This is a genomic window from Modestobacter italicus (assembly GCF_019799965.1).
Lineage (GTDB): Bacteria > Actinomycetota > Actinomycetes > Mycobacteriales > Geodermatophilaceae > Modestobacter > Modestobacter italicus_A.
The window spans coordinates 341,270-362,768 of record NZ_JABGCJ010000001.1; the positions used below are offsets into that span (position 1 = coordinate 341,270).

The 21,499-nt window shown below is 75.2% G+C and carries 17 protein-coding genes and 1 tRNA gene; 3 read left to right on the forward strand and 15 right to left on the reverse strand.

Annotation, left to right across the window (positions count from 1 at the left end):
- Positions 1-44: 44 nt before the first annotated feature.
- Positions 45-1,238 (forward strand): ABC transporter ATP-binding protein, encoded by a 1,194-nt coding sequence (locus HLA93_RS01725; protein WP_222192483.1) that lies wholly within the window; start codon positions 45-47, stop codon positions 1,236-1,238.
- 69 nt (positions 1,239-1,307) lie between these two features.
- Here the strand turns inward: HLA93_RS01725 and HLA93_RS01730 are convergent, their stop codons facing one another.
- From HLA93_RS01730 to dacB, 10 genes are all read right to left on the reverse strand, one after another.
- Positions 1,308-1,814, reverse strand: coding sequence for a DUF3180 domain-containing protein (locus tag HLA93_RS01730; RefSeq protein WP_222192484.1), 507 nt, complete (start codon positions 1,812-1,814; stop codon positions 1,308-1,310).
- Positions 1,811-2,314 (reverse strand): 2-amino-4-hydroxy-6-hydroxymethyldihydropteridine diphosphokinase, encoded by a 504-nt coding sequence (gene folK, locus HLA93_RS01735; RefSeq protein WP_222192485.1) that lies wholly within the window; start codon positions 2,312-2,314, stop codon positions 1,811-1,813. The genes HLA93_RS01730 and folK overlap by 4 nt, the downstream gene beginning before the upstream one ends.
- Positions 2,314-2,673 carry a dihydroneopterin aldolase gene (gene folB, locus HLA93_RS01740; RefSeq protein WP_222192486.1) on the reverse strand — a complete coding sequence of 120 codons (360 nt, stop codon included), beginning with the start codon at positions 2,671-2,673 and terminating at the stop codon, positions 2,314-2,316. Before folB ends, folK begins: the two co-directional genes overlap by 1 nt.
- Positions 2,666-3,526 carry a dihydropteroate synthase gene (folP, locus tag HLA93_RS01745; RefSeq protein WP_308127891.1) on the reverse strand — a complete coding sequence of 287 codons (861 nt, stop codon included), beginning with the start codon at positions 3,524-3,526 and terminating at the stop codon, positions 2,666-2,668. Before folP ends, folB begins: the two co-directional genes overlap by 8 nt.
- Positions 3,523-4,212 carry a GTP cyclohydrolase I FolE gene (folE, locus tag HLA93_RS01750; protein WP_439957947.1) on the reverse strand — a complete coding sequence of 230 codons (690 nt, stop codon included), beginning with the start codon at positions 4,210-4,212 and terminating at the stop codon, positions 3,523-3,525. Before folE ends, folP begins: the two co-directional genes overlap by 4 nt.
- Positions 4,209-6,215, reverse strand: coding sequence for an ATP-dependent zinc metalloprotease FtsH (gene ftsH / locus HLA93_RS01755; RefSeq protein ID WP_222192487.1), 2,007 nt, complete (start codon positions 6,213-6,215; stop codon positions 4,209-4,211). The genes folE and ftsH overlap by 4 nt, the downstream gene beginning before the upstream one ends.
- A 225-nt stretch (positions 6,216-6,440) precedes the next feature.
- The gene (hpt, locus tag HLA93_RS01760) at positions 6,441-7,040 is read right to left on the reverse strand and encodes a hypoxanthine phosphoribosyltransferase (RefSeq protein WP_222192488.1); all 600 of its coding nucleotides are present in this window, start codon (positions 7,038-7,040) and stop codon (positions 6,441-6,443) included.
- Positions 7,041-7,045: 5 nt separating this feature from the next.
- Positions 7,046-8,053, reverse strand: coding sequence for a tRNA lysidine(34) synthetase TilS (tilS, locus tag HLA93_RS01765; RefSeq protein ID WP_222192489.1), 1,008 nt, complete (start codon positions 8,051-8,053; stop codon positions 7,046-7,048).
- A gap of 14 nt (positions 8,054-8,067) precedes the next feature.
- Complete coding sequence (locus tag HLA93_RS01770) at positions 8,068-9,159, reverse strand: zinc-dependent metalloprotease (protein ID WP_222192490.1); 1,092 nt, start codon at positions 9,157-9,159, stop codon at positions 8,068-8,070.
- A gap of 144 nt (positions 9,160-9,303) precedes the next feature.
- Positions 9,304-12,297, reverse strand: coding sequence for a D-alanyl-D-alanine carboxypeptidase/D-alanyl-D-alanine endopeptidase (dacB, locus tag HLA93_RS21925; RefSeq protein WP_222192491.1), 2,994 nt, complete (start codon positions 12,295-12,297; stop codon positions 9,304-9,306).
- Positions 12,298-12,444: 147 nt separating this feature from the next.
- Here dacB and HLA93_RS01780 point away from each other — a divergent pair, with 147 nt between their 5' ends.
- Entirely contained in the window at positions 12,445-12,933 is a 489-nt protein-coding gene (locus tag HLA93_RS01780) for an inorganic diphosphatase (protein ID WP_222192492.1), read from the forward strand.
- A gap of 176 nt (positions 12,934-13,109) precedes the next feature.
- Here HLA93_RS01780 and HLA93_RS01785 read toward each other — a convergent pair.
- The 3 genes from HLA93_RS01785 to tmk form a co-directional block, all read right to left on the reverse strand.
- Positions 13,110-13,182: transfer RNA gene (locus HLA93_RS01785), tRNA-Thr, on the reverse strand.
- A 69-nt stretch (positions 13,183-13,251) separates the two neighbouring features.
- A complete protein-coding gene (locus HLA93_RS01790) occupies positions 13,252-14,454 on the reverse strand; it encodes a DNA polymerase III subunit delta' (protein ID WP_308127892.1) in 1,203 nt (400 codons plus the stop codon).
- Between the two features lie 14 nt (positions 14,455-14,468).
- Positions 14,469-16,742: a dTMP kinase gene (tmk, locus tag HLA93_RS01795; RefSeq protein ID WP_308127893.1), complete on the reverse strand. Its 2,274-nt coding sequence runs from the start codon at positions 16,740-16,742 to the stop codon at positions 14,469-14,471.
- A gap of 228 nt (positions 16,743-16,970) precedes the next feature.
- Here tmk and HLA93_RS01800 point away from each other — a divergent pair, with 228 nt between their 5' ends.
- Positions 16,971-17,789, forward strand: coding sequence for a trans-aconitate 2-methyltransferase (locus tag HLA93_RS01800; RefSeq protein WP_222192494.1), 819 nt, complete (start codon positions 16,971-16,973; stop codon positions 17,787-17,789).
- Between the two features lie 18 nt (positions 17,790-17,807).
- On the opposite strand, the gene HLA93_RS01805 is transcribed toward HLA93_RS01800, so the two are convergent.
- Complete coding sequence (locus tag HLA93_RS01805) at positions 17,808-18,551, reverse strand: class I SAM-dependent methyltransferase (RefSeq protein WP_222192495.1); 744 nt, start codon at positions 18,549-18,551, stop codon at positions 17,808-17,810.
- Between the two features lie 19 nt (positions 18,552-18,570).
- Complete coding sequence (topA, locus tag HLA93_RS01810) at positions 18,571-21,459, reverse strand: type I DNA topoisomerase (protein WP_222192496.1); 2,889 nt, start codon at positions 21,457-21,459, stop codon at positions 18,571-18,573.
- Between the last annotated feature and the right edge of the window lie 40 nt (positions 21,460-21,499).

Genomic DNA, 21,499 nt, shown 5'->3' on the forward strand with positions numbered 1-21,499 from the left:
GCTCGCCGCGCTCAGCACCGGGCGCCTGCCAGGAAGGCCACGCCGTGGACGCTACTGCGCCTGCCACCGAGTCCGCACCGCCCGCCGGTTCCGGCGCCGAGGAGATCCGGCTCGAGGGCGTCGGCAAGGTCTACCCCGACGGCACCGTCGGCGTGCGTGAGCTGGACCTGACCTTCGCCGCCGGCGAGCTGACCGTGCTGGTGGGCCCCTCCGGCTGCGGCAAGACCACCACGATGAAGATGATCAACCGGATCATCGAGCCCAGCAGCGGCCGGATCCTGCTCGGCTCCGACGACGTCACCCGGGTCGACCCCGTGCAGCTGCGCCGCCGGATCGGCTACGTCATCCAGAACGTCGGCCTCTTCCCGCACCAGACGGTGCGCCGCAACGTCGCCACGGTCCCCCGCCTGCTGGGCTGGGACAGGGCCCGGACCCGCGACCGGGTCGAGGAGCTGCTGCAGCTGGTCGGGCTGGACCCGGCGGCGCACGGCGACCGGTACCCCCACCAGCTCTCCGGCGGCCAGCGGCAGCGCGCCGGCGTCGCCCGGGCACTCGCCGCCGACCCGTCGGTGCTGCTGATGGACGAGCCGTTCTCCGCCGTCGACCCGATCGTCCGCGAGCGGCTGCAGACGGAGTTCCTGCGGCTGCAGGACACGGTGCGCAAGACGATCGTCTTCGTCACCCACGACATCGAGGAGGCCGTGCGGCTCGGCGACCGGATCGCGGTGATGAGCGCCGGCGGCACGGTCGAGCAGTTCGCCGCGCCCGCAGAGCTGCTGGGCGCACCGGCCACCCCGTTCGTCGCGGACTTCGTCGGCGCCGACCGCGGGCTCAAGCGGCTGGCCGTCACCCGCATCGACATGGCCGACCTCGAGCAGCCACCGGTGGTGCACGTCGACGACCGGCTCCCCGACGCCCGCGCTGCGCTCGAGCGCTCCGGCGCCCGATGGGCCGTCGTCCTGGACGACCGGCAGGCACTGCACGGCTGGATCTCCTTCGAGCGCGCCACCGGCAGCGGCACCGTCCGCGACGCCGCGCGCCGAATGGAGGCCTGGGTGCCGATCGACGCGACCCTCAAGACGGCGTTCTCCACCATGCTGCAGCTGGAGGCCGGCTGGGTGGCCGTGCTGGACGGCGACCGGTTCTGCGGCGTCCTCACCCCGGAGTCGCTGCACGCGGCGCTGCGGCGCTCCGTCCAGGGGAAGGTGCCCGAGACCGCCGGCGCCGCACTGTCCTGACGGCGCACCCGCAGGAGCCCGCCGCCAGTGCGCGGACGGCGCGGTGACGGGTGACGGGGTGGCCCTCCCTCAGGCGCGGGCGCCCCGCGGCGGGTCCTCGTCGTCCCGGTCGGCCGGGACCCGGCAGACGTGCTCCAGCCACAGCGCGGCCACGGTCAGACCGACGGCCACGAGCACACCGATCACGCCGGTGACCGTGTCGCCGCGGGCGTAGGCCAGCCGGCCGAGCGCCGGTGCGGTGTGCAGCAGCAGCCCCGCCCAGGCGCCCGCGAGCACGGCACCGACCCAGGCGCTGGCCTGGGCGAGCACCGCCACCCGGGCCACCAGCAGCGGCTCCACCGGCCGGGCGGCCGCCGCCGACCGCCCGGGAGCCGGGCGGCCCTCCCGCTCCGCGGACAGCCGCGCCCGCAGCGTGCGGGCGCCGAGCGCCTCGGCGACGGCGAGCACGCCCAGCGGGACCGGCAGCCACCACCGGAACGGTGGCAGGTCGCCGTAGGCGGCGCGCACGACGAGCCAGACGGCGACCGCGACGGCCACGCCCAGGAACACCAGGTCCCGGCGGCGCACCGGCGTCATGCCAGCTGCTCCCAGCGGGTCACCGCGGCGACCTCCTCGGCCGGCAGCGCGGCGACCAGGTCGGCCACCGGACCGTGCCCGGGGAGGGTCGCGGCCGGGTCCAGCGCCAGCCACGGGACCAGCACGAACGCCCGCTCCGCGGCCCGCGGGTGCGGCAGGGTGAGAGCCGGGTCGTCCGAGCGCACCGGCGTCCCGTCGTCCCCGGTGACCGTGACGACGTCGACGTCCAGCGTGCGCGCACCCCAGCGCACCTCCCGGGTGCGCCCGGCGGCCTGCTCCAGCTCGTGCGCCAGCGCGAGCCAGCCGGCAGCGTCCCGGTCACCCCGGACGACGGCGATCGCGTTCAGGTAGGGCGGTTGCGCCACCGGGCCCCAGGGCGGGGTCTCGTACAGCGTCGACCGGGCCACCAGCCCGTGGTCGGTCAGCGCGACCAGGGCCTGCCGCAGGGTCGCGGCTCGGTCACCGAGGTTCCCGCCGAGGGACAGGACGGCCCGGGACATCAGCGTCCGCGCCGGATCGCGACCGTGACGTCGGCGGCGGGGACCCCCAGGTCGGCGTCCGGCTTGTGCACGGTGATCTCGACCGCCTCGACCACCGGGTACGCCAGGCACAGGTCGGCCAGCCGCTGGGCCAGCGTCTCCAGCAGGTCGACCGGCTCGCCGACGAGCACGGCGTGCAGCCGCTGGGAGAGCTCCGCGTAGTTGACCGTCCTGGTGAGGTCGTCGGCGGCCGCGGCCGGCGCGGTGTCCAGCTCGAGCACCGCGTCGACCCGGAAGGTCTGGCCGCGTTCGCGCTCGGCCGGGTAGACCCCGTGGAAGCCGTGCCCGGTCAGGCCGTGCACGGTGATCCGGTCAGGCACGCTCTCCTCCTCCTGTGCGGCGGGCCGCCTGCACGGCGGCCACGGTCGCGATCGCGTCCAGTGACTGCACCGGGTCGTGCACCCGCACGCCCCAGGCGCCGGCCTGCGCCGCCAGCACCGAGATCGCCAGGGTCGCGGCCTCGCGGCCCTCGACCGGGCGGACCTGCCCGTCGGGGGCGGCCAGCAGCCGGCCGAGGAAGGTCTTGCGCGAGGCGCCGACCAGCACCGGCAGGCCCAGGGCGACCAGCCGGTCCAGCCCGGCCAGCAACGCCCAGTTGTGCTCGGCGTTCTTGGCGAAGCCGAGCCCCGGGTCCAGCACCAGCTGGCCGGGGTCCACGCCGGCCGCGACGACGTCCTCCACCCGGGCGGTCAGCTCCGCCGCCACCTCGGTGACGACGTCCCCGTAACGCGCCGCGGCGTACATCTCCCGGCTGTGCCCGCGCCAGTGCATCAGCACCCACGGGACGCCGCTGTCGGCGACCAGCCGGGCCATGCCCTCGTCGGCCAGCCCCCCGCTCACGTCGTTGACCAGCACGGCCCCGGCCTCGAGGGCGGCGGCGGCCACCTCGGCGCGGGTGGTGTCCACGCTGACCCGGACGCCGGCGTCGGCCAGCTCGCGCACCACCGGGACGACGCGGCGGCACTCCTCGGCCGCATCGACCCGGTCGGCGCCGGGGCGGGTCGACTCCCCGCCCACGTCGACGTAGTCGGCGCCGGCGGCGTGCATCTGCAGACCGTGCGCGATCGCCGCTCCGGCGTCGGCCCAGCAGCCGCCGTCGGAGAACGAGTCGGGCGTGACGTTGAGGACGCCCATCACCAGGCAGCGACCCGGCCGCGGCAGGAGGGCGCTCACCTGCCCAGGATGAGGCTCATCGCCTCGCTGCGGGTGGCCGCGTTCTCCCGGAAGATCCCGCGCACCGCCGAGGTGATGGTCGTCGACCCCGGCTTGCGGACCCCGCGCATCGCCATGCACAGGTGCTCGGCCTCGATCACCACGATCACGCCGCGCGGCTGCAGCACCTCGTAGAGGGCGTCGGCCACCTGCCGGGTCATCCGCTCCTGCACCTGCGGGCGCCGCGCGTAGACCTCGACCAGCCGGGCCACCTTCGACAGCCCGGTCACCCGGCCGTCGGTGCCGGGGATGTAGCCGACGTGCGCCTTGCCGTGGAAGGGCACCAGGTGGTGCTCGCAGGTCGAGTACATCGGGATGTCCTTGACCAGCACCATCTCGTCGTGGTCCTCGTCGAACGTCGTCGCCAGGACCTCGTGGGGGTCCTGGGCGAGGCCGGCGAAGGTCTCCGCGTAGGCGCGGGCCACGCGGGCGGGGGTGTCCACCAGACCGGGCCGGTCGGGGTCCTCACCGACGGCGAGCAGCACCTCCCGGACAGCCGCCTCGATCCGGGCGGTGTCCACCCGGCCGTCGGCCAGGTCGGCGACCGGGTCGCCCGTCCGCCGGTCCTGGCCCAGCGCGTCGACCCGGTCGGACGGCTGCCCGTCCGACCCCTGCCCCGACTCCACTCCCCCGAGTGCCGCGCTCACCGGCCCTGGACCGGTGCGCCGACGTCGCCGACCGGGGACGACGAGGACCCGTTCAGGTGCGCACCCGTGCCGTTGGCCGCAGCCGCCTCGGCGGGGGTGAGCACCGGCGGACGCTGCGACGGGGTGCGCTTGCCGAACCCGTTGTAGGGGGCCATCGAGGGGCGCTTGTCCATGCCGGCGCAGATCCGGTCCATGTCCTCGCGGGACAGGGTCTCCTTCTCCAGCAGCTCCAGCACCAGCCGGTCGAGGATGTCCCGGTACTCGACCAGGATCTCCCACGCCTCGTCGTGCGCGGCCTCGATGAGCGCCCGCACCTCGCCGTCGATGTCGGCGGCCACCGCGTCGGAGTAGTCCGGGCGCGAGCCCATGTCCCGGCCGAGGAACGGCTCGGAGTCGGCGCTGCCGTACTTCACCGCACCCAGCTTGGCGCTCATGCCGTACTGGGTGACCATCGCCCGGGCCATCGAGGTGGCCTTCTCGATGTCGTTGCCGGCCCCGGTGGTCGGCTCGTGGAAGACCAGCTCCTCCGCCGCCCGGCCGCCCAGGGCGTATGCCAGGGTGTCGATCATCTCCGAGCGGGTCTGGGTGTACTTGTCCTCGGTCGGCAGCACGAGGGTGTGCCCCAGCGACCGGCCGCGCGGCAGGATCGTCACCTTGTGCACCGGGTCCAGGTGCGGCATCGCGTGGGCCACCAGGGCGTGGCCGCCCTCGTGGTAGGCGGTGACCTTCTTCTCCTTCTCGCTCATCGCCCGCGTCTTGCGCTCCGGGCCGGCGATCACCCGGTCGATCGCCTCCTCGAGGAGCTCGTCGGTGATCACCGTCCCGTTCTGGCGGGCGGTGAGCAGCGCGGCCTCGTTCAGCACGTTGGCCAGGTCGGCGCCGGTGAAGCCGGGGGTCCGCCGGGCCACGGTCTCCAGGTCGACGTCCTCGGCCAGCGGCTTGCCGGTGGCGTGCACCTTCAGCACCGCCGTCCGGCCCTGCAGGTCGGGGCGGTCGACCGGGATCTGGCGGTCGAAGCGGCCCGGGCGCAGCAGCGCCGGGTCCAGGACGTCGGGCCGGTTGGTGGCGGCGATGAGGATGACGCCGCCCTTGACGTCGAAGCCGTCCATCTCCACGAGCATCTGGTTCAGCGTCTGCTCGCGCTCGTCGTGCCCGCCGCCCATGCCGGCGCCGCGCTGCCGGCCGACGGCGTCGATCTCGTCGATGAAGATGATCGCCGGGGCGTTCTCCTTGGCCTGGGTGAACAGGTCGCGGACCCGGCTGGCCCCGACACCGACGAACATCTCGACGAAGTCCGAGCCGGAGATCGAGTAGAACGGCACCCCGGCCTCGCCGGCGACGGCGCGGGCCAGCAGCGTCTTGCCGGTGCCGGGCGGGCCGAACAGCAGCACGCCCTTCGGGATCTTCGCGCCGATCGCCTGGTACTTCACCGGGTTCTGCAGGAAGTCCTTGATCTCGTGCAGTTCCTCGATGGCCTCGTCGGCACCGGCGACGTCGGCGAACGTCGTCTTCGGGGTGTCCTTGCTGACGACCTTGGCCTTGGACTTGCCGAAGGCCATGACGCCGCGGCCGCCGCCCTGCATGGAGTTGAACAGCCAGAACAGCAGCAGGAGCAGCAGCACGAAGGGCAGGAAGCTGACCAGGATCGAGACCAGCAGGTTGTCCTGCGTGACGTTGGTGTCGAACGAGCCGGCGCCGCCGCCGTCCTCGTCCCCCGCGCCGCGGACGAGGTCGAAGACGTCGTCGGAGGCGCCGAGCGGGTAGGACGCGGTGATCTGGCTGCTGCCGTCGACCGGGTTCTCCAGGTCGAGGTCGAGCGTCTGTTCCTTGTCGTTGATCGTGACCGAGGAGACGTTGCCGCTGGCGAGCTGGTCCAACGCGGTGGACGTCGACACCTCGTCGTAGCCGCCGTTCCCGCGGAAGAAGCTGGAGCCCACGAGGCCCAGCACGACGACGATGGCGATCCAGAACCAGACGTTCCGGACGAGCTTCTTACGTTCCATACACCGTGGCCGGGCACCGGGGACGCCCGGCTTCGCCCGTCGACCCTCCTGATCGTCGCAGGACGCCGCCCGCGACCGGCGGGGAACACCCCGTCACGGGGCGACGTCGTTGGGCACGAAGGTACACCGCGGGGCCTGTGGAACAGCTGCCTGCGCCGGTCCCCGGCCTGGCCGCAGGGACCCACGGCGCGCGGAGCGTGTCGCGGGGGGCGGCCAGGCCCTGCCTCAGGAGGAGTAGACCTCCGGCTTGAGCGTCCCGATGTAGGGCAGGTCGCGGTAGCGCTCGGCGTAGTCGAGGCCGTAGCCGACGACGAACTCGTTCGGGATGTCGAAGCCGACGTACTTCACCGGCACCTCGACCTTCACCGCGTCCGGCTTGCGCAGCAGGGTGCACACCTCCAGGGACGCCGGCCGCCGGCTGCCCAGGTTCTTCAGCAGCCAGGACAGGGTCAGCCCGGAGTCGATGATGTCCTCGAGCACCAGCACGTGCTTGTCGGCGATGTCCCGGTCCAGGTCCTTGAGGATGCGGACCACGCCGGAGGAGCTGGTCGCGCTGCCGTAGGAGGAGACCGCCATGAACTCCATCTGGGTGGGCAGCTGCAGCGCCCGGGCGAAGTCGGACATGAACAGCACCGCGCCCTTGAGGACGCCGACGAGCAACACCTCGCGGCCGGCGTAGTCGTGGGCGATCTGCCCGGCCAGCTCGGTGATCTTGTCCTGGATCTGCTCCTGGGAGAGCAGCACGTGGTCGATGTCCGGGCCGTAGCCGTGGTCGGGGCCCAACGGTCCTGGTGCCTGCGCTCCGGTGGTGGCGGGCTCGCTCACGGCTGTCAGGGCTCCTCTGGGGGGACGTCGTCGGGAGGCGCGGCGCGGCGACCAGGGCCGAGCTGCACCGTCAGCCTGCCAGACGCCCGGACCACCCCGTGACCACCGGGCAGGTCGGCCCGCCCCTGCCCCCTCCACCGGGTGAGGAGCGCGTCGACGGCCGCCAGGTGCGTCGCCTGCAGGTCCGGCACCCCGGCCCCCCGCAGCCAGCTGCGCAGCACCCGCCGGCGCACGGCCGCCGGGAGCTCGGCCAGCGGCGCGGCCGGGAGCCCGCCGTCCGGCCCCACGAGCGCGTCCGCCTCGGTGGCGGCCAGGGCGTCGAGGGCGTCCAGGTCCTCCCGGACCATCCCGGCGGTGCGGGCCAGCGCCGGGGCGACCCCGCCGCCGAGCACCTCCTCCAGCAGCGGCAGCACCTCGGTGCGCAGCCGGACCCGGGTGTAGGCGGGGTCGGTGTTCCACGGGTCGTCCCAGACCGGCAGCTGCTGGGCGGCGCAGGCCGCCCGGGTCGTCTCCCGGCGCACCCCCAGCAGCGGGCGCCAGAACGGCGGCCGGTGCTCCACCATGCCGGCCACCGACCGCGGGCCGGAGCCCCGGGCCAGCCCGAGCAGCACCGTCTCGGCCTGGTCGTCCAGCGTGTGGCCGAGCGCGACGGTCGCGCCGTGCGCGGCCGCCGCAGCGGCCAGCGCCGTCGTGCGCGCGGCCCGTGCGGCGCCCTCGGGCCCGCCGTCCGTGCCCACCGAGACGGGGACGACCAGCACCGGGGACAACCGCAGCGACTCCAGCAGCGCCGCGGTGCGGCGGGCCTGGTCGGCGGAGCCGGGCTGCAGGCCGTGGTCGACGGTCACCGCGCCCACCGCACGCCCGGCCCGGGGCGCCTCGAAGGCGAGCGCGGCCGCGAGCGCCACCGAGTCCGCTCCCCCGCTGCAGGCCACCAGCACCGGGCCGGTGCCCACGGCCAGCCCGGGGCGCACCGCGGTGCGCAGGGCGGCGACAGCAGGGTCGGGTCCGGCCATCCCGGGTCGCCGGCTCAGGCCGGGAAGGCCGGCCGGGTCTCCAGGACCCGGGTCACCCAGCGGGCGGGGTCGGTCAGCTCGTCCTTGAGCGGCAGGTTCTCCGGCCCGGCCCACACCTGGTTGAACCCGTCCATCCCGACCAGGTCCACGACACCGGCGACGAACACCCGGCCGTCGGCGTACTGCTGCATCTTCTGCTCCAGCCCCAGCAACCGGCGCAGCACCCGGTCGATCGGGCCGCGGCCCTTCCGCCGCTGGGCGAAGCGCTTGCGCAGCGTGCGCACCGAGGGGACGACGTCCGGCCCGACGCCGTCCATCACGTACTCGGCGTGCCCCTCCACCAGGCTCATCACCGCGGTCACCCGGTCCAGGGCGGCGCGCTGCTCGGGGTCGCGGACCAGCGCCATCAGGCCCTGGGGCGCATCGTCGTCCTGGTTGCCGCGCACCGCGTCGCCCAGGCTGCGCACCAGGTCGGTGAGCCGATCGCGCAGCACGTCGGGGGTCAGGTCGGTGGCCTCGGCGAAGGAGGCGATCTGCTCCTCCAGGTAGCTGCGCAGCCAGGGGACCGCGGTGAACTGCAGCTGGTGGGTGACCTCGTGCAGGCAGACCCACAACCGGAAGTCGCTGGGGTCCACGCCCAGCCGCCGCTCCGTCTCCACGATGTTGGGCGCGACCAGGAGCAGCCGGCCACCGGAACCGAACACCTCGTACTGACCCAGCACGCGGGTGCAGAGGAAGGCCAGCACGCCGCCGGCCTGGACGCCGGTGGCGCGGGATCCGATCGCGGTCGCCAGCGGGCCGGGCGTGCGGTCCTGAGCCTTCTGCAGCGCATCGGACAGCGGGTCCAGCAGCGCGGCCATGCCGGCCGTGTTGGCCTCGACCCAGCCGGGCCGGTCGACGACGGCGACGGTCGGCACCGGACCACCCGGCACCGGGCGCAGGCCGGTCAGCGCCTCGACGTGGGCGACCGCGGTCGCCGCGGCCTCGTGCAGCTCCGCCACGACCGCCGCGGCCTCGTCGCGCGAGGTCTCCGGCCCGGAGCTCACCAGGCGTCGGGCGGTGCGGCCGGCGAGGTCCCAGTCGACCAGTGACGAGGCTCGGCTCATGGCCCGACCGTACGCGGCGGGACCGCTCGCCGTTCGGCCCTGCTGCAGGGGCCCGCCCCGAGCCTGCGAGGGGTGGGGGCAGCAGGTGGAAGGACCCCGTCCTCCTCACCCCTCGCAAGCTCGGGGCGAGCCCCGGGACGGGGCCTAACGGCAGCCGCAGCCGGCCAGTGCGGCGGCCACCTCGTCGAGCGCGTCCTCGGCCGCGCCGATGTTGCCGGCGGCCCCGTCGGCCAGCACGGAGAAGGCCAGCAACCGGCCGTCGGCGGTCTGCACCGTGCCGGCGAGGTCGTTGACGCTCTGCAGGGTGCCGGTCTTGGCCCGGACCGCACCGGGGCTGCCCGCGCCGTCCGCCGCCCGCTCGGCCAGCGTGCCGTCGTAGCCGGCCACCGGGAGACCGGAGAGCAGCACGTCGGCGTCCGGGATGCTGCCGTCGGCCGCCGCCTGCACCACGTCGACCAGCAGCCGGGCCGGCGCCCGGTCGTCCTGGGAGAGCCCGCTGGCGTCGGCGAGGCTCAGCCCCGTCGTGTCCAGCCCCGCCTCGGCCAGCGCCGCGGTCACCGCGGCGCCCGCACCGTCGAAGGTGGCCGGCAGCCCACGCGCGATGGCGACGTGCCGCGCCAGGGTCTCGGCGAGCAGGTTGTCCGACGCGGTGAGCGCCTGCTCCACCAGCCGCCCGACCGGCGCGGACTGCACGGTGCCCAGCGTGCGGGCCCCGGCCGGGGCGGTGCCGAGAGCGACGGGGGCGCCGGGCACCCCGAGCGCCGCGGCCAGGGCCCGGCCGGCGTCGGTGCCCGGCTGGCCGCTGCGCTGGGTCTCACCGGGGGTGACCCGGGCGCCGTCCACCGCGGTGGCGGTGACCGGTGCCGCGTAGGTCGAGGGCGCGTCGCCCTCTCCCCAGCCGGTGGCGGTCAGCGGGCCGGTGAACAGTGAATTGTCCACGACGACGCGGGTGACGGGCTGCCCGGCGAGCGCCTCCTGCACCTGGGCGGCGAGGTCGGCCACGGTCGCCGCACCCGGGTAGTCGACCGAGGGTGCGGTGGTGGACAGCGTGGGATCGCCGCCACCGACCAGCACCACCTCGCCCGGTGTGCTGCCGGCCACCACGGTCGTGTCGATCCGCTCGGTCGGGCCCAGCGTGGTCACCGCGGCCAGTGCGGTCAGCAGCTTGGTCGTGGAGGCCGGCGTGCTCGGATCGGTGGCGTCGCGCTCGAGCAGGACCTGGCCGGTGGCGACGTCCACCACCTCGGCGGACAGGCCGCTGCCCAGCGCCGGCGCATCGAGCAAGGGGTTGAGCACCGCGGCCAGCGCAGCCGGGTCGGGCACCGGCGCCTCGGCCGACAGCGCGGCCAGGACCGGTGCCGGGTCGCCGAGCTGGGGCAGGACGGCGTCGGGCACCTGCTCGGCGTCCGCTGCGACGCCCGGGTCACCGGTGCCACCGGTGAGCTGGACGGCCAGCACCACGCCCGCCGCGACCAGCACCAGGGCCAGGACGGCGGCGACGAGCACCTTCGTGAGCCGGCGCCCCCCGGAGCGGCCCCCCTCGGCGGGCGCAGCGGCCGTGGCACCCGCCCGCCGGCGCTCTCCCCGGGACCGGGTGTCGTCCTCGGCCGCCCGCCGGCGACCGGGGGTGGGGCGCACGGCAGCCGGCTGCCCCGCTGCCTGCTGCTCCGTCGCCGCCCGTTGCACGGGTGACCGTTCGGCGGCGGCCTGCTGCGCGGCAGCCCGCTCCACCGCTGCCTGCTGGGCGGCCCGCTGAGCCGCTGCCCGCTCGATGGCCGCGCGCTCGGCCGCGGCCGCCTGCTCCGACGCCGCGCGCTCCGCGGCTGCCCGCTCGGCCGCGATCTGTGCGGCGACCGCGGCCCGCTCGGCGGCCATCTGCTCGGCCGCGGCCGCCCGCTGGGCCTCGGCCTGGTCGAAGGCGGTGCGCTCGGCCGCCAGCCGGTCGGCCTCGGCCTGCTCGGCCGCCGCCCGCGCGGCGGCCTCTGCGGTGGCTGCCGCCGCGGCCTGCTCTGCGGCGGCCTGCTCGGCGGCCGCACGCTGTGCGGCCCACTCCCGGACCGCGGCCAGGTCGGCGGCGGCCTGCTCGGCCGCGGCTCGCTCGGCCGCTGCCTCGTCCGCGGCGAGCTGCTCGGCTGCCTGGCGGTCGGCCTCGGCCTGGGCGGCAGCCGCCTGCTCCGCGGCCGCGCGCTGCGCCGCCCACTCCTTGACCGCCGCCAGGTCGGCAGCGGCCTGGGCTGCGGCTGCCTGCTCGGCGGCTGCCCGCTCGGCCGCGGCGGGGTCCTCGACCGGCCCGTCCGCACGGCCCGCCCGGTCGGGAGCGCCGGCCGTCGTGTCGCGCGTGGCCTCGGCCGGCGCCTGCGGCGCTGCGCCGTCGTCCGGGGCTGCGCTGTCCACCCGGACCGGGCTCTCCTCCGGGGAGGCGGTGTCGTCCGCAGTCGCACCGTCCGGCGCAGTCGCGCTCTCCGGGGCCGTGCCGGGCTCCGAGGCGGCGCCGTCGGCTGGGACCACATCGGCGTCCGGGGCGCCATCGACGTCCGGGGTGTCGCCCGCGTCCGGGGTCACCGTCGCGTCCGCGACCGTCGCCGCAGCCGGCTGCTCGCTCACCTCCGGCGCACCCGTGAGCGCAGTCACGGCGTCCGAGGCCGTCGGCACGCCCGTGCCCTCCGGGGCAGCGGTGGGCACGTCGGCCGCCGTGGGCACCTCCCCCACCGGTCCGTCCGTCGCCACCCCGGACGACGCCTCCACCGAGGTGGCCGGCTCGTCAGAAGGCGTCCGGTCGGCCGGAGTGGTCGGCGCCTCCACCGAGGTGGCCGGCTCGTCAGAAGGCGTCCGGTCGGCCGGAGTGGTCGGCTCGGCAGGCGTCGTCCGGTCGGCGGCAGTGGCCTTCTCGGCCGAGGGGGCCGGTTCCTCGGCCACCGGCGGTGCTGCGGTGTCCGCCGGGTCCTGCGTCGGCTCCTCGGTCGGTTCGTCCGGCGCCGCCGCGGCCGCCTCGTCGGTCACCTGTGCGTCGGCGTCGCCGGCGACCGGGGGCGTCCCCTGTGAGTTCGAGGCCGTCGCCCCAGCCGTCGCGTCGTCCCCACCCGTCACTGGCGGCGCCGGGTCCGGCCGGCCCTCGGACGGCGGCTGAGCGGTGGACACGCCGTCGTCCGGTGCGTCGGCGGAGGGCTGTCCAACCGCGTCTGCCGGCTGTTCGGACGACTCCTCGCGCGGACTCGACGCGATCTCTCCCACCCCCTGGAGTGACCTCCGCCGACGCGACGGCCAGTCGTACGACACACTATCGGCGTGCAGTTCGACGTGACGGTAGAGATCCCCAAGGGCCAGCGGAACAAGTACGAGCTGGACCACGCCACCGGACGCATCCGCCTGGACCGGATGCTGTTCACCTCGACCCGGTACCCCGCCGACTACGGGTACATCGAGGAGACGCTCGGGATGGACGGTGACCCCCTGGACGCACTCGTCCTGCTGGAGGAGCCGACCTTCCCCGGGTGCCTCATCACGTGCCGGGCGATCGGGATGTTCCGGATGACCGACGAGAAGGGCGGGGACGACAAGGTCCTCACCGTCCCGGCCACCGACCCGCGGGTCGCGCACCTGCAGGACATCAACGACGTCTCGGAGTTCGACCGGCTGGAGATCCAGCACTTCTTCGAGACCTACAAGGACCTCGAGCCGGGCAAGTCGGTCGAGGGGGCCGAGTGGGTGGGCCGCGCCGAGGCCGAGGCCGAGATCGAGGCCTCCCGCCAGCGCGCGCTCGACGCCGGACACTGACCCAGCACCACTGATCGAGGCGGTCCTCGCCGAACACGCACCGACCCAGACGGCGGCGTGCCCCTCCGGGGGCGCGCCGCCGTTCCGCATCTGCGGGCTGGCGCGCCTCGGCGGGCAGCGGGGTTCGGCCGACCGCGGTGCAGTGCACCTGCGGCTGGCTGAGGAGGCTGGAGGAGAGCCGCCTGTCGGAATCGAACCGACGACCTTCTCATTACGAGTGAGATGCTCTACCGACTGAGCTAAGGCGGCGGACTGCGCGGGTGAGCTTACGGCACCGCCTCGGCCCCGCTGCGACCCCCCGCCCGAGTGCCGAGCGGCTCAGGCCGGCAGGCGCAGCGCCACGGTGAGCGCCTCGATCGCGATCTGCGGCTTCACGTTCTGCTCCAGCGCGGTGCGGGCGTCCAGCACCGCGTCGATCCGGCGCAGCGCCCCCTCCGCGCCGATCCGGCGGGCCAGCTCGACCGCGTCGGCCCGGCGGTCGGGGTGCGCGAGCGGCACGGTGAGCTCGCTGCCCGCGTCGGCCGACGCGCTGATCACCAGCGCGTCCCGATAGAGCGCCGCCAGGTCCACCAGCGCCCGGTCCAGGGAGTCGCGGCCCAGTCGGGTGGCCCGCGACTTCTGCCGCTTCTCTAGCTCCTTGAGCTGGCCGGCGCCCCGGCTGGCCGCCGCGACGCCCGGCCCGCGGGCACCCACCCCGAGGCTCGCCTTCACCGCGTCGGTCTCGGCGGCGTCGACCTCCGCGACCGTCTTGTCCGACTCGTCCTTGGCCGAGGCGACCAGGTCGTCGGCGGCGTTCAAGCAGGCGGCCAGCGAGACGAGAGACAGCGGGATGTCCAGCACCGCCTTGCGGGCCAGCCGGGCCGCCTCGTCCCGGGCCAGGTGCCGGGCCCGGCCGACGTGCCCTCCGGCGGCAGCGGCCGACCACGCGGCGAGCGCCGGGTCGATCCCGTCACGGCGGACCAGAACCTCCGCGACTGCCTCGATCCGCGGGGTGCGCAGCGGCACGACCCGGCAGCGGGACCGGATGGTCACCGGCACGTCGTCGGGGTGCAGCGAGGGGGCGCAGAGCAGGAACACCGTGCGCGGCGGCGGCTCCTCGAGCATCTTGAGCACCGTGTTGGACGCCTGCTCGGTCATCCGGTCGGCGTCCTCGACCACCACGATCTGCCAGCGCCCCTGCGACGGCGCCCGGCCGGCGGTGCGGACGATCTGCCGCACCTCCGCGACGCCGATCGACAGGCCCTCGGGGACGACGCGGTGCACGTCGGCGTGGCTGCCGGCCAGCACGGTGCGGCACTCGTGGCAGCTGCCGTCGCCCCCGGCGGGGCACTGCAGCGCCGCGGCGAACGCGCGGGCGGCGACCGAACGGCCCGACCCGGGCGGGCCGGTGAACAGCCACGCGTGCGTCATCGAGGCCGGCTGCGCGACCGCGGCCTGGAGCTCGGCCACGACGGCCGGCTGCCCGACCACGTCGGCCCACACCCCGGGCGCCGGGCCAACCTCGGGCACTGCGGTGGTCACCGCCCCACTCTCGCTCATGGGTGCAACTGGGGTGTCGGGCCGGTCTGGACGGCGTGGTCGCCCCGCCGGCCGCGCGGGACGGGGACGTCGGCCGGGAGCTGCTGCAGCGGCAGCCCCTCCAGCAGCACGCTGACCCGGCTGCGGATGGCGGCGGCGAGCTCGTCCGGTGACCGGCGGGCGTCGAGCACCAGGTAGCGGTCGGGCTCGGCCTCGGCCAGGGCCAGGAAGGTGCGGCGGACCCGCTGGTGGAAGTCCAGCGACTCCGACTCCAGCCGGTCGGCCGTGGCGCGCCCACGGGCCCGGGCCAGGCCGACCTCGGGCGGGAGGTCCAGGAGCAGGGTGAGGTCGGGCCGCAGCCCCTGGGTCGCCCAGCGGGAGATCGACCGGACGTCGTCCATCGGGATGGTGCGGCCGGCGCCCTGGTAGGCCAGCGAGCTGTCGACGAACCGGTCGGTGATGACCACCTCGCCGGCGTCCAGCGCGGGGCGCAGCACGTCGTGCACGTGCTGCGCGCGGTCGGCGGCGTACATGAGCGCCTCGGCCCGCGGGGAGAGCCCCGCGCTGGCCGGGTCCAGCAGCAGCCCGCGGATCTTCCCGCCGAGCGCCGTCCCGCCGGGTTCCCGGGTGGTCCGGGCGACCAGCCCCTCCTCGGTCAGCCACTCCTGCAGCCGGCGCACCTGGGTGGACTTGCCGGCGCCCTCACCGCCCTCGAAGGCGATGAACGCCCCGCCTCCGGCGAGCCGGCGGCGGGCGGTGGTGTCCCGGCGCAGCGCGGTGACGACGTCGGCGAGCAGCGGGACCGGCCGGCCGTCGTCCATCTGGCGGTAGGCCAGCACACCGACGGCGACGGCCAGCAGCCCGGCGACGCCCAGCATGAGCCGCTCTCCGGTGACCGTGAACGCCACGGGGCCCAGGTCGATCGTGTGCCGGGCGATCAGCCCGACCCCGAACGGCGCGACGGCCAGGCTGAGGATCAGCGCCGCCCGGACCAGCGACTGGACCAGCGCGAACGTGCGGCCGCGGAGCTCGTCGTCGACCTCGGTGCCCAGCAGGGTGAAGCCGGCCAGGTAGGCGATGCCCGCGAAGAACCCCATCCCGATGACGAGCACCAGCGCCAGCCACAGGGTGAAGGTCCAGACCAGCAGCAGCAGAGCGGCACCGGCGCCGACGATCGCCACCCCGAACAGCCGTTCCCGGGACAGGTCGCGCGCCACGCTGGGCCCCAGCGCGATGCCCAGGCCCAGTCCGATGAAGACGGCGCCGAACAACAGGGCGTAGGCCGCCGCGCCGCCTCCCATGGACACGACGAAGGCCTGCGCCGTGGCGATGACGACCCCGGCGGCGACGAACGCCCCGGTGATGCCGACGACCAGACCGCGCACCAGCGGGGTGTGCCCGGCGAAGGAGAAGCCCTCGCGCAGCGACCGCAGGAAGCTGTCGCCGGTGACCTCGGCGCGGGCGGCCCGACGGCCGCTGATCGAGGGCAGGTTCCAGATGACCACCGCGGCCACCAGGAAGGTGAGCGCGTTGACGTAGAGGGCGAGGTCGGCCTCGTCGAGCCCGGGGATCAGCTGGCCCAGCCCGTCGGCCGCGGTCAGCACCGCGAAGACCGCCGCGGCCAGCACCGGGGTGAACCCGTAGGTGGTGACCAGCGACAGCTGGTTGGCCGGCTCCAACTGGTCCCTGCGGATCATGTTGGGGACCGCGGCGTCCTTCGCCGGGATCCAGAACAGGCTGATCGCCTCGATGAGGAACTGGGCGACGAACAGCCACCACAGCTCGCCGACCAGCGGGATCGAGGCGAACAGCCCGAACCGCAGGAGGTCGGAGACGACCATCGTCTTGCGCCGGTCGAACCGGTCGGCGAACGCCCCGGCCACCGGCCCGAGCAGGATCGCCGGCAGCAGCCGGAACGCCAGCACCCCACCGAGGGCGAAGTTGGCCGCGTAGCCGTCGACCAGCGAGTACGCCGTGAAGGTGATCGCCAGCAGGCCGAGCCAGTCACCGAAGCTGGACAGGGCCGTGGACAGCCAGAGCTTGCGGAAGTCGCGGACCCGCAGCACCGCGCGGATCTTGGCGACCTGGCTCACCGCCCCCGCTCCGGGGTGGGCGTCCTCGCCGGCGCCGGAGCGGTCCTCACCCACGGCGGCGTCGGGCGACTCCGACAGCGGCACGCCCGCGCCGTCCGGCGTGGGCGAGCCGGCCGGTGGCAGACCGTCGGCGGGCACCGACCCCGGCGTCCGGCCCGGGTCGCCGTCGACGACGCCCCCGGAACCCGCACCGGGCACGGCGTCAGGGACGCCGGCATCGGACGACCCGCCCGGAGACGGGCGGTCCGTCGGGTCGGAGCTGATCGGGACCCCCAGGGTGTGGCTGCGCGGTCGGTGCTGCCGATGTGTCCGGCCGCGGCTCGGCGGGGCCACCGTACCGGGCACAGCCGGCACCGGACGCCCTGTTCCGCATGTCCACTGCACCGGATCAGCGCGTCGCGCCCCACCGGCGGCTACGTTCTGCCGGTGGACGACGCTGGCGGCTGGGACCCCGGCAGCTACCTGCGCTTCGCCGGTGAACGTGCCCGGCCCCACGCCGAACTGACCGCCCGGATCGGTGCCGACGCCCCGGCACGAGTGGTCGACCTGGGCTGCGGCGACGGGTCGGCCACCGCGACGCTGGCCCGCCGCTGGCCGCACGCTCAGGTCACCGGCGTCGACAGCTCACCGGAGATGCTGCGGGCAGCGGCCGACCACGCCGTCCCCGGCCGCCTCGAGTTCGTCCAGGGCGACCTGCGCGACTGGACGCCCACCGAACCGGTCGACGTCCTGGTGAGCAACGCCGCGCTGCACTGGGTGCCCGGGCACCCCCGGCTGATCAGCCGGTGGGCCGCCGGTCTGGCACCGGACGGCTGGCTGGCCGTCCAGGTGCCCGGCAACCAGGCCGCCCCGACGCACGCGCTGCTCGCCGAGCTGATCGGCTCACCGCGGTGGGCGGCCCGGCTCGCGCCCGGGGACGACGCCGTGCTGGACCCGGCTGCGGTGCTGGACCCGGCTGCGGTGCTGGACCCCCGCGGCTACCTGGAGCTGCTGACCGGAGCCGGCCTGGCCGCCGACGCCTGGGAGACCACGTACCTGCACGTGCTGAGCGGGCCGGACCCGGTGCTGCGCTGGGTGTCCGGCACGGTCCTCCGCCCGGTGCTGGCCCGGCTGGACGACGGGGACGCCGCGGAGCTCACCGCCGAGTACGCCGCCGCCCTGCGCGCGGCCCACCCGGTGCGGGCCGACGGCACGACCGTGCTGCCCTTCCGCCGGGTGTTCGCGGTCGGCCACCGACGGCCCTGACGCGCCCGGCGGCGGGGGTCAGCGCGGGGCCAGCCGGTACGCCCGGGTGGTGTAGGGCAGCTCCAGCTGGGCCCGGCCCCGGGTGTCGGGGTGGGTGGCCAGCAGGTCCTGGACCCGGCCGAGGAACCCGCCGCGCCGGTCCGGGTCCATCGTGGCGACGTAGCTGCGGGTGCCGATGCCGGCGACCACCTGGTCGGGGGTGGCCAGCTGGGTGACCGCGGAGTCGAGGACCTCGACCTCGGCGGGCAGCTCGGCGGCGAACCGGGCCACCACCGTCTGGTCGGCCTCGTGGTCGCGCGCCTCGTCGGCGAGCAGCTCCCCCAGGGCGTGCACCCACGGCACCCGCTCGTCACGGGTGTTCCACACCAGGCCGACCACCCCATCCGGGCGGAGCACCCGGCGCAGCTCGGCGGCGGCGGGGACGACGTCGAACCAGTGCGCCGCCTGCCCGGCGACCACCGCGTCGACGTCACCGTCGGGCAGCGGGACCGCCTCGGCACCACCCACGGCCGCCGTGACACCCGGCAGCCGGGCCCGCAGCTGGTCGAGCATCTGCTCGGACAGGTCGACGGCGACCACCTCGTGGCCGGCGGCCAGCAGCCCCTCGGTCAGCAGCCCGGTGCCGGCACCCAGGTCGAGCACCCGGCGTGGCGCCGTCCCGACCAGGAGCGGCACCACGTCGGCGGGGTAGCCCGGGCGGAGCGCGGCGTAGTCCGCCGCCACCGACCCGAAGGAGGTGCGCCGCTGCTGCCAGCCGTCCACCGCTGCCCCTGTCCGCGGCTCAGCTGCCGGCCGGCACCGACTCGACGACGTCGGCGGCGGTGGGCTGCGCCTTCGTCGCCGCCGCCTTCTTCGTCGTCTTGGCCGCCGTGGTCTTCGCGGTGGACGTGGCCGTCGCCTTCTTGGCGGCGGCCTTCTTCGCGGGGGCCTTCTTCGCCGCCGCCTTCTTGGTCGCCTTCTTCTTCACCGGCGCCCGCTCACGACGGTCGGCGAGCAGCTCGGCCGCCCGCTCCAGGGTGATCGTCTCGACCTCGTCGCCCTTGCGCAGGCTGGCGTTGTGCTCGCCGTCGGTGACGTAGGGGCCGAAGCGGCCCTCGCGCACCGTGACCTGCCCCTGGCTGACCGGGTCTGCGCCCAGCTCCTTGAGCGGCGCCTTGGCCGCGGCCCGGCCCCGCTGCTTGGGCTGGGCGAAGATCGCCAGCGCCTCGTCGAGGGTGATGGTGAACAGCGCCTCCTCGCTCTCCAACGAGCGCGAGTCGGTGCCCTTCTTGATGTAGGGCCCGTACCGGCCGTTGAGCGCCTGGATCTCCTCGCCGTCGGCGTCCTTGCCGACCGTGCGCGGCAGCGTCAGCAGCCGGAGCGCCTGCTCCAGCGTGACCGTCTCCGGGGCCATCGACTTGAACAAGCTCGCCGTGCGCGGCTGCTCCTTGCTGCCCTCGGGCACCAGCGTGGTGACGTAGGGCCCGTACCGGCCGGCCTTGACCGCCACCGGGAAGCCGGACTCCGGGTCGGTGCCCAGCTCGCGGTCCGAGGAGGGGGCGTTGAGCAGCTCGAGGACCTTCTCGCTGGTCAGCTCGTCGGGGGCGATGTCCTCGGGGATGCTCACCCGGGCGCCGTCCTCGCCGCCGGCCTGCAGGTAGGGCCCGTAACGGCCGACGCGGACGACCACGGGGTCGCCGTTGGGCGCCACCGCCCGCAGCGGGATGGAGTTGACGCCGCGGGCGTCGATCTCCTCCAGCCGCTGGCCGACGACGGACTTCAGCCCACCGGAGGCGCCGATGCCGCCGGCGTGCTGGCCCTCGCCGCCGAAGTAGAACTCGGTGAGCCAGTCGACCCGGCCGAGCTGACCGGCGGCGATCTCGTCGAGCTCGCGCTCCAGGGAGGCGGTGAAGTCGTAGTCGACCAGCTGGCCGAAGTGCTGCTCCAGCAGGTTCACCACGGCGAAGGCGATGAAGGACGGCACCAGCGCCGAGCCCTTCTTCCACACGTACCCGCGGTCCTGGATGGTCTGCATGATCGACGCGTAGGTCGAGGGCCGGCCGATCTCCAGCTCCTGCAGCCGCGCGGTGAGGCTCGGCTCGGTGTACCGGGCCGGCGGGCTGGTGGTGTGGCCCTTGGGGTCCAGCTCCCGGGTGTCCAGCCGCTGCCCCTGCTCCACGCGCGGCAGCCGGCGCTCGCTGTCGTCGGCCTCGTCCTCGTTGCCCGAGCCCTCGTCCTTGCCCTCGACGTAGGCCCGCAGGAACCCGGGGAAGGTGATCGTGCGCCCGGAGGCGGTGAACTCGACGGCCTCGCCGGTGCTGGAGCTGCCGGCGAGCCGGATGCTGAGGGTCTTGCCGACGGCGTTGGCCATCTGCGAGGCGATGGTGCGCTGCCAGATCAGCTCGTAGAGCCGGAACTCGTCCCGGGCCAGCTGCCCGGCCAGCTGCCCGGGCGTGCGGAAGGAGTCACCGGCCGGGCGGATCGCCTCGTGCGCCTCCTGGGCGCCCTTGGCCTTCTTGTCGTACCGGCGCGGCTCGGCCGGCACGTAGGCGTCGCCGTAGAGCTCGGCGGCCTGCCTGCGGGCGGCGGTGATCGCCTCGTTGGACAGGTTGGTCGAGTCGGTCCGCATGTAGGTGATGTGGCCGTTCTCGTACAGCCGCTGCGCCACCCGCATGACCTGCGCCGAGGACCAGCCGAACTTGCGGCCGGCCTCCATCTGCAGGCTGGAGGTGATGAAGGGCGCGTAGGGCTTGCGGGTGTAGTCCCGCTCGTCGACCCGGCTGACGGTGACCGCGCGACCCTCCAGGCGCGCGGCCAGGCCACGGGCGCCGGCCTCGTCCAGGTGGACGACGTCGCTGGTCACCGTGCCGGTGTCGGCGTCGAAGTCGCGGCCGGTGGCCACGCGGCTGTCGTCGACGGTCACCAGGCGCGCCCGCAGGGTCGTCGGCTCCCCCGCGTCGGCGCCGGCCCGCTTCTCGGCGACCTCGAAGACGCCGTCCAGGCTCCAGTAGTCCGCGGCGGTGAACCGCATCCGGGCACGCTCGCGCTCGACCACGATCCGGGTGGCGACCGACTGCACGCGGCCGGCCGACAGCTTCGGCAGCACCTTCTTCCACAGCACGGGGCTGACCTCGTAGCCGTAGAGCCGGTCGAGGATGCGGCGGGTCTCCTGGGCGTCCACCAGCGCGGTGTCCAGCTCACGGGGGTTGGCCACGGCGCGGGCGATCGCCTCGCGGGTGATCTCGTGGAAGACCATCCGGCGGATCGGCACGGTCGGCTTGAGGGTGTCGATCAGGTGCCAGGCGATGGCCTCGCCCTCGCGGTCCTCATCGGTGGCGAGGTAGATCTCGCTGGCTTCCTTCACCAGCTGCTTGAGCCGGGTGACCTGCTGCTTGCGGTCGGGGCTGACCACGTAGAGCGGGGAGAAGCCGTTGTCCACGTCGACGCCGAGCCGCGCCCAGGACTCGCCCTTGTGCGCGGCGGGCACGTCGGCGGCGTTGCGCGGCAGGTCGCGGATGTGCCCGACGCTGGCCTCCACGACGTAGTCGCTGCCGAGGTAGCCCGCGATCTTGTTCGCCTTGGTCGGCGACTCCACGATGACCAGCGGCTTGCCGCCGGCGGCAGCGGCCTGCTTGCGCGGCGCGCGGCTCCCGGTGCTGGTGGCTGACTTCGTGGTCTTGGTGGGCGGCACGGTGCTCCTGTCGGGGTGCTGGTGCAGGCGCCGGGTGGAC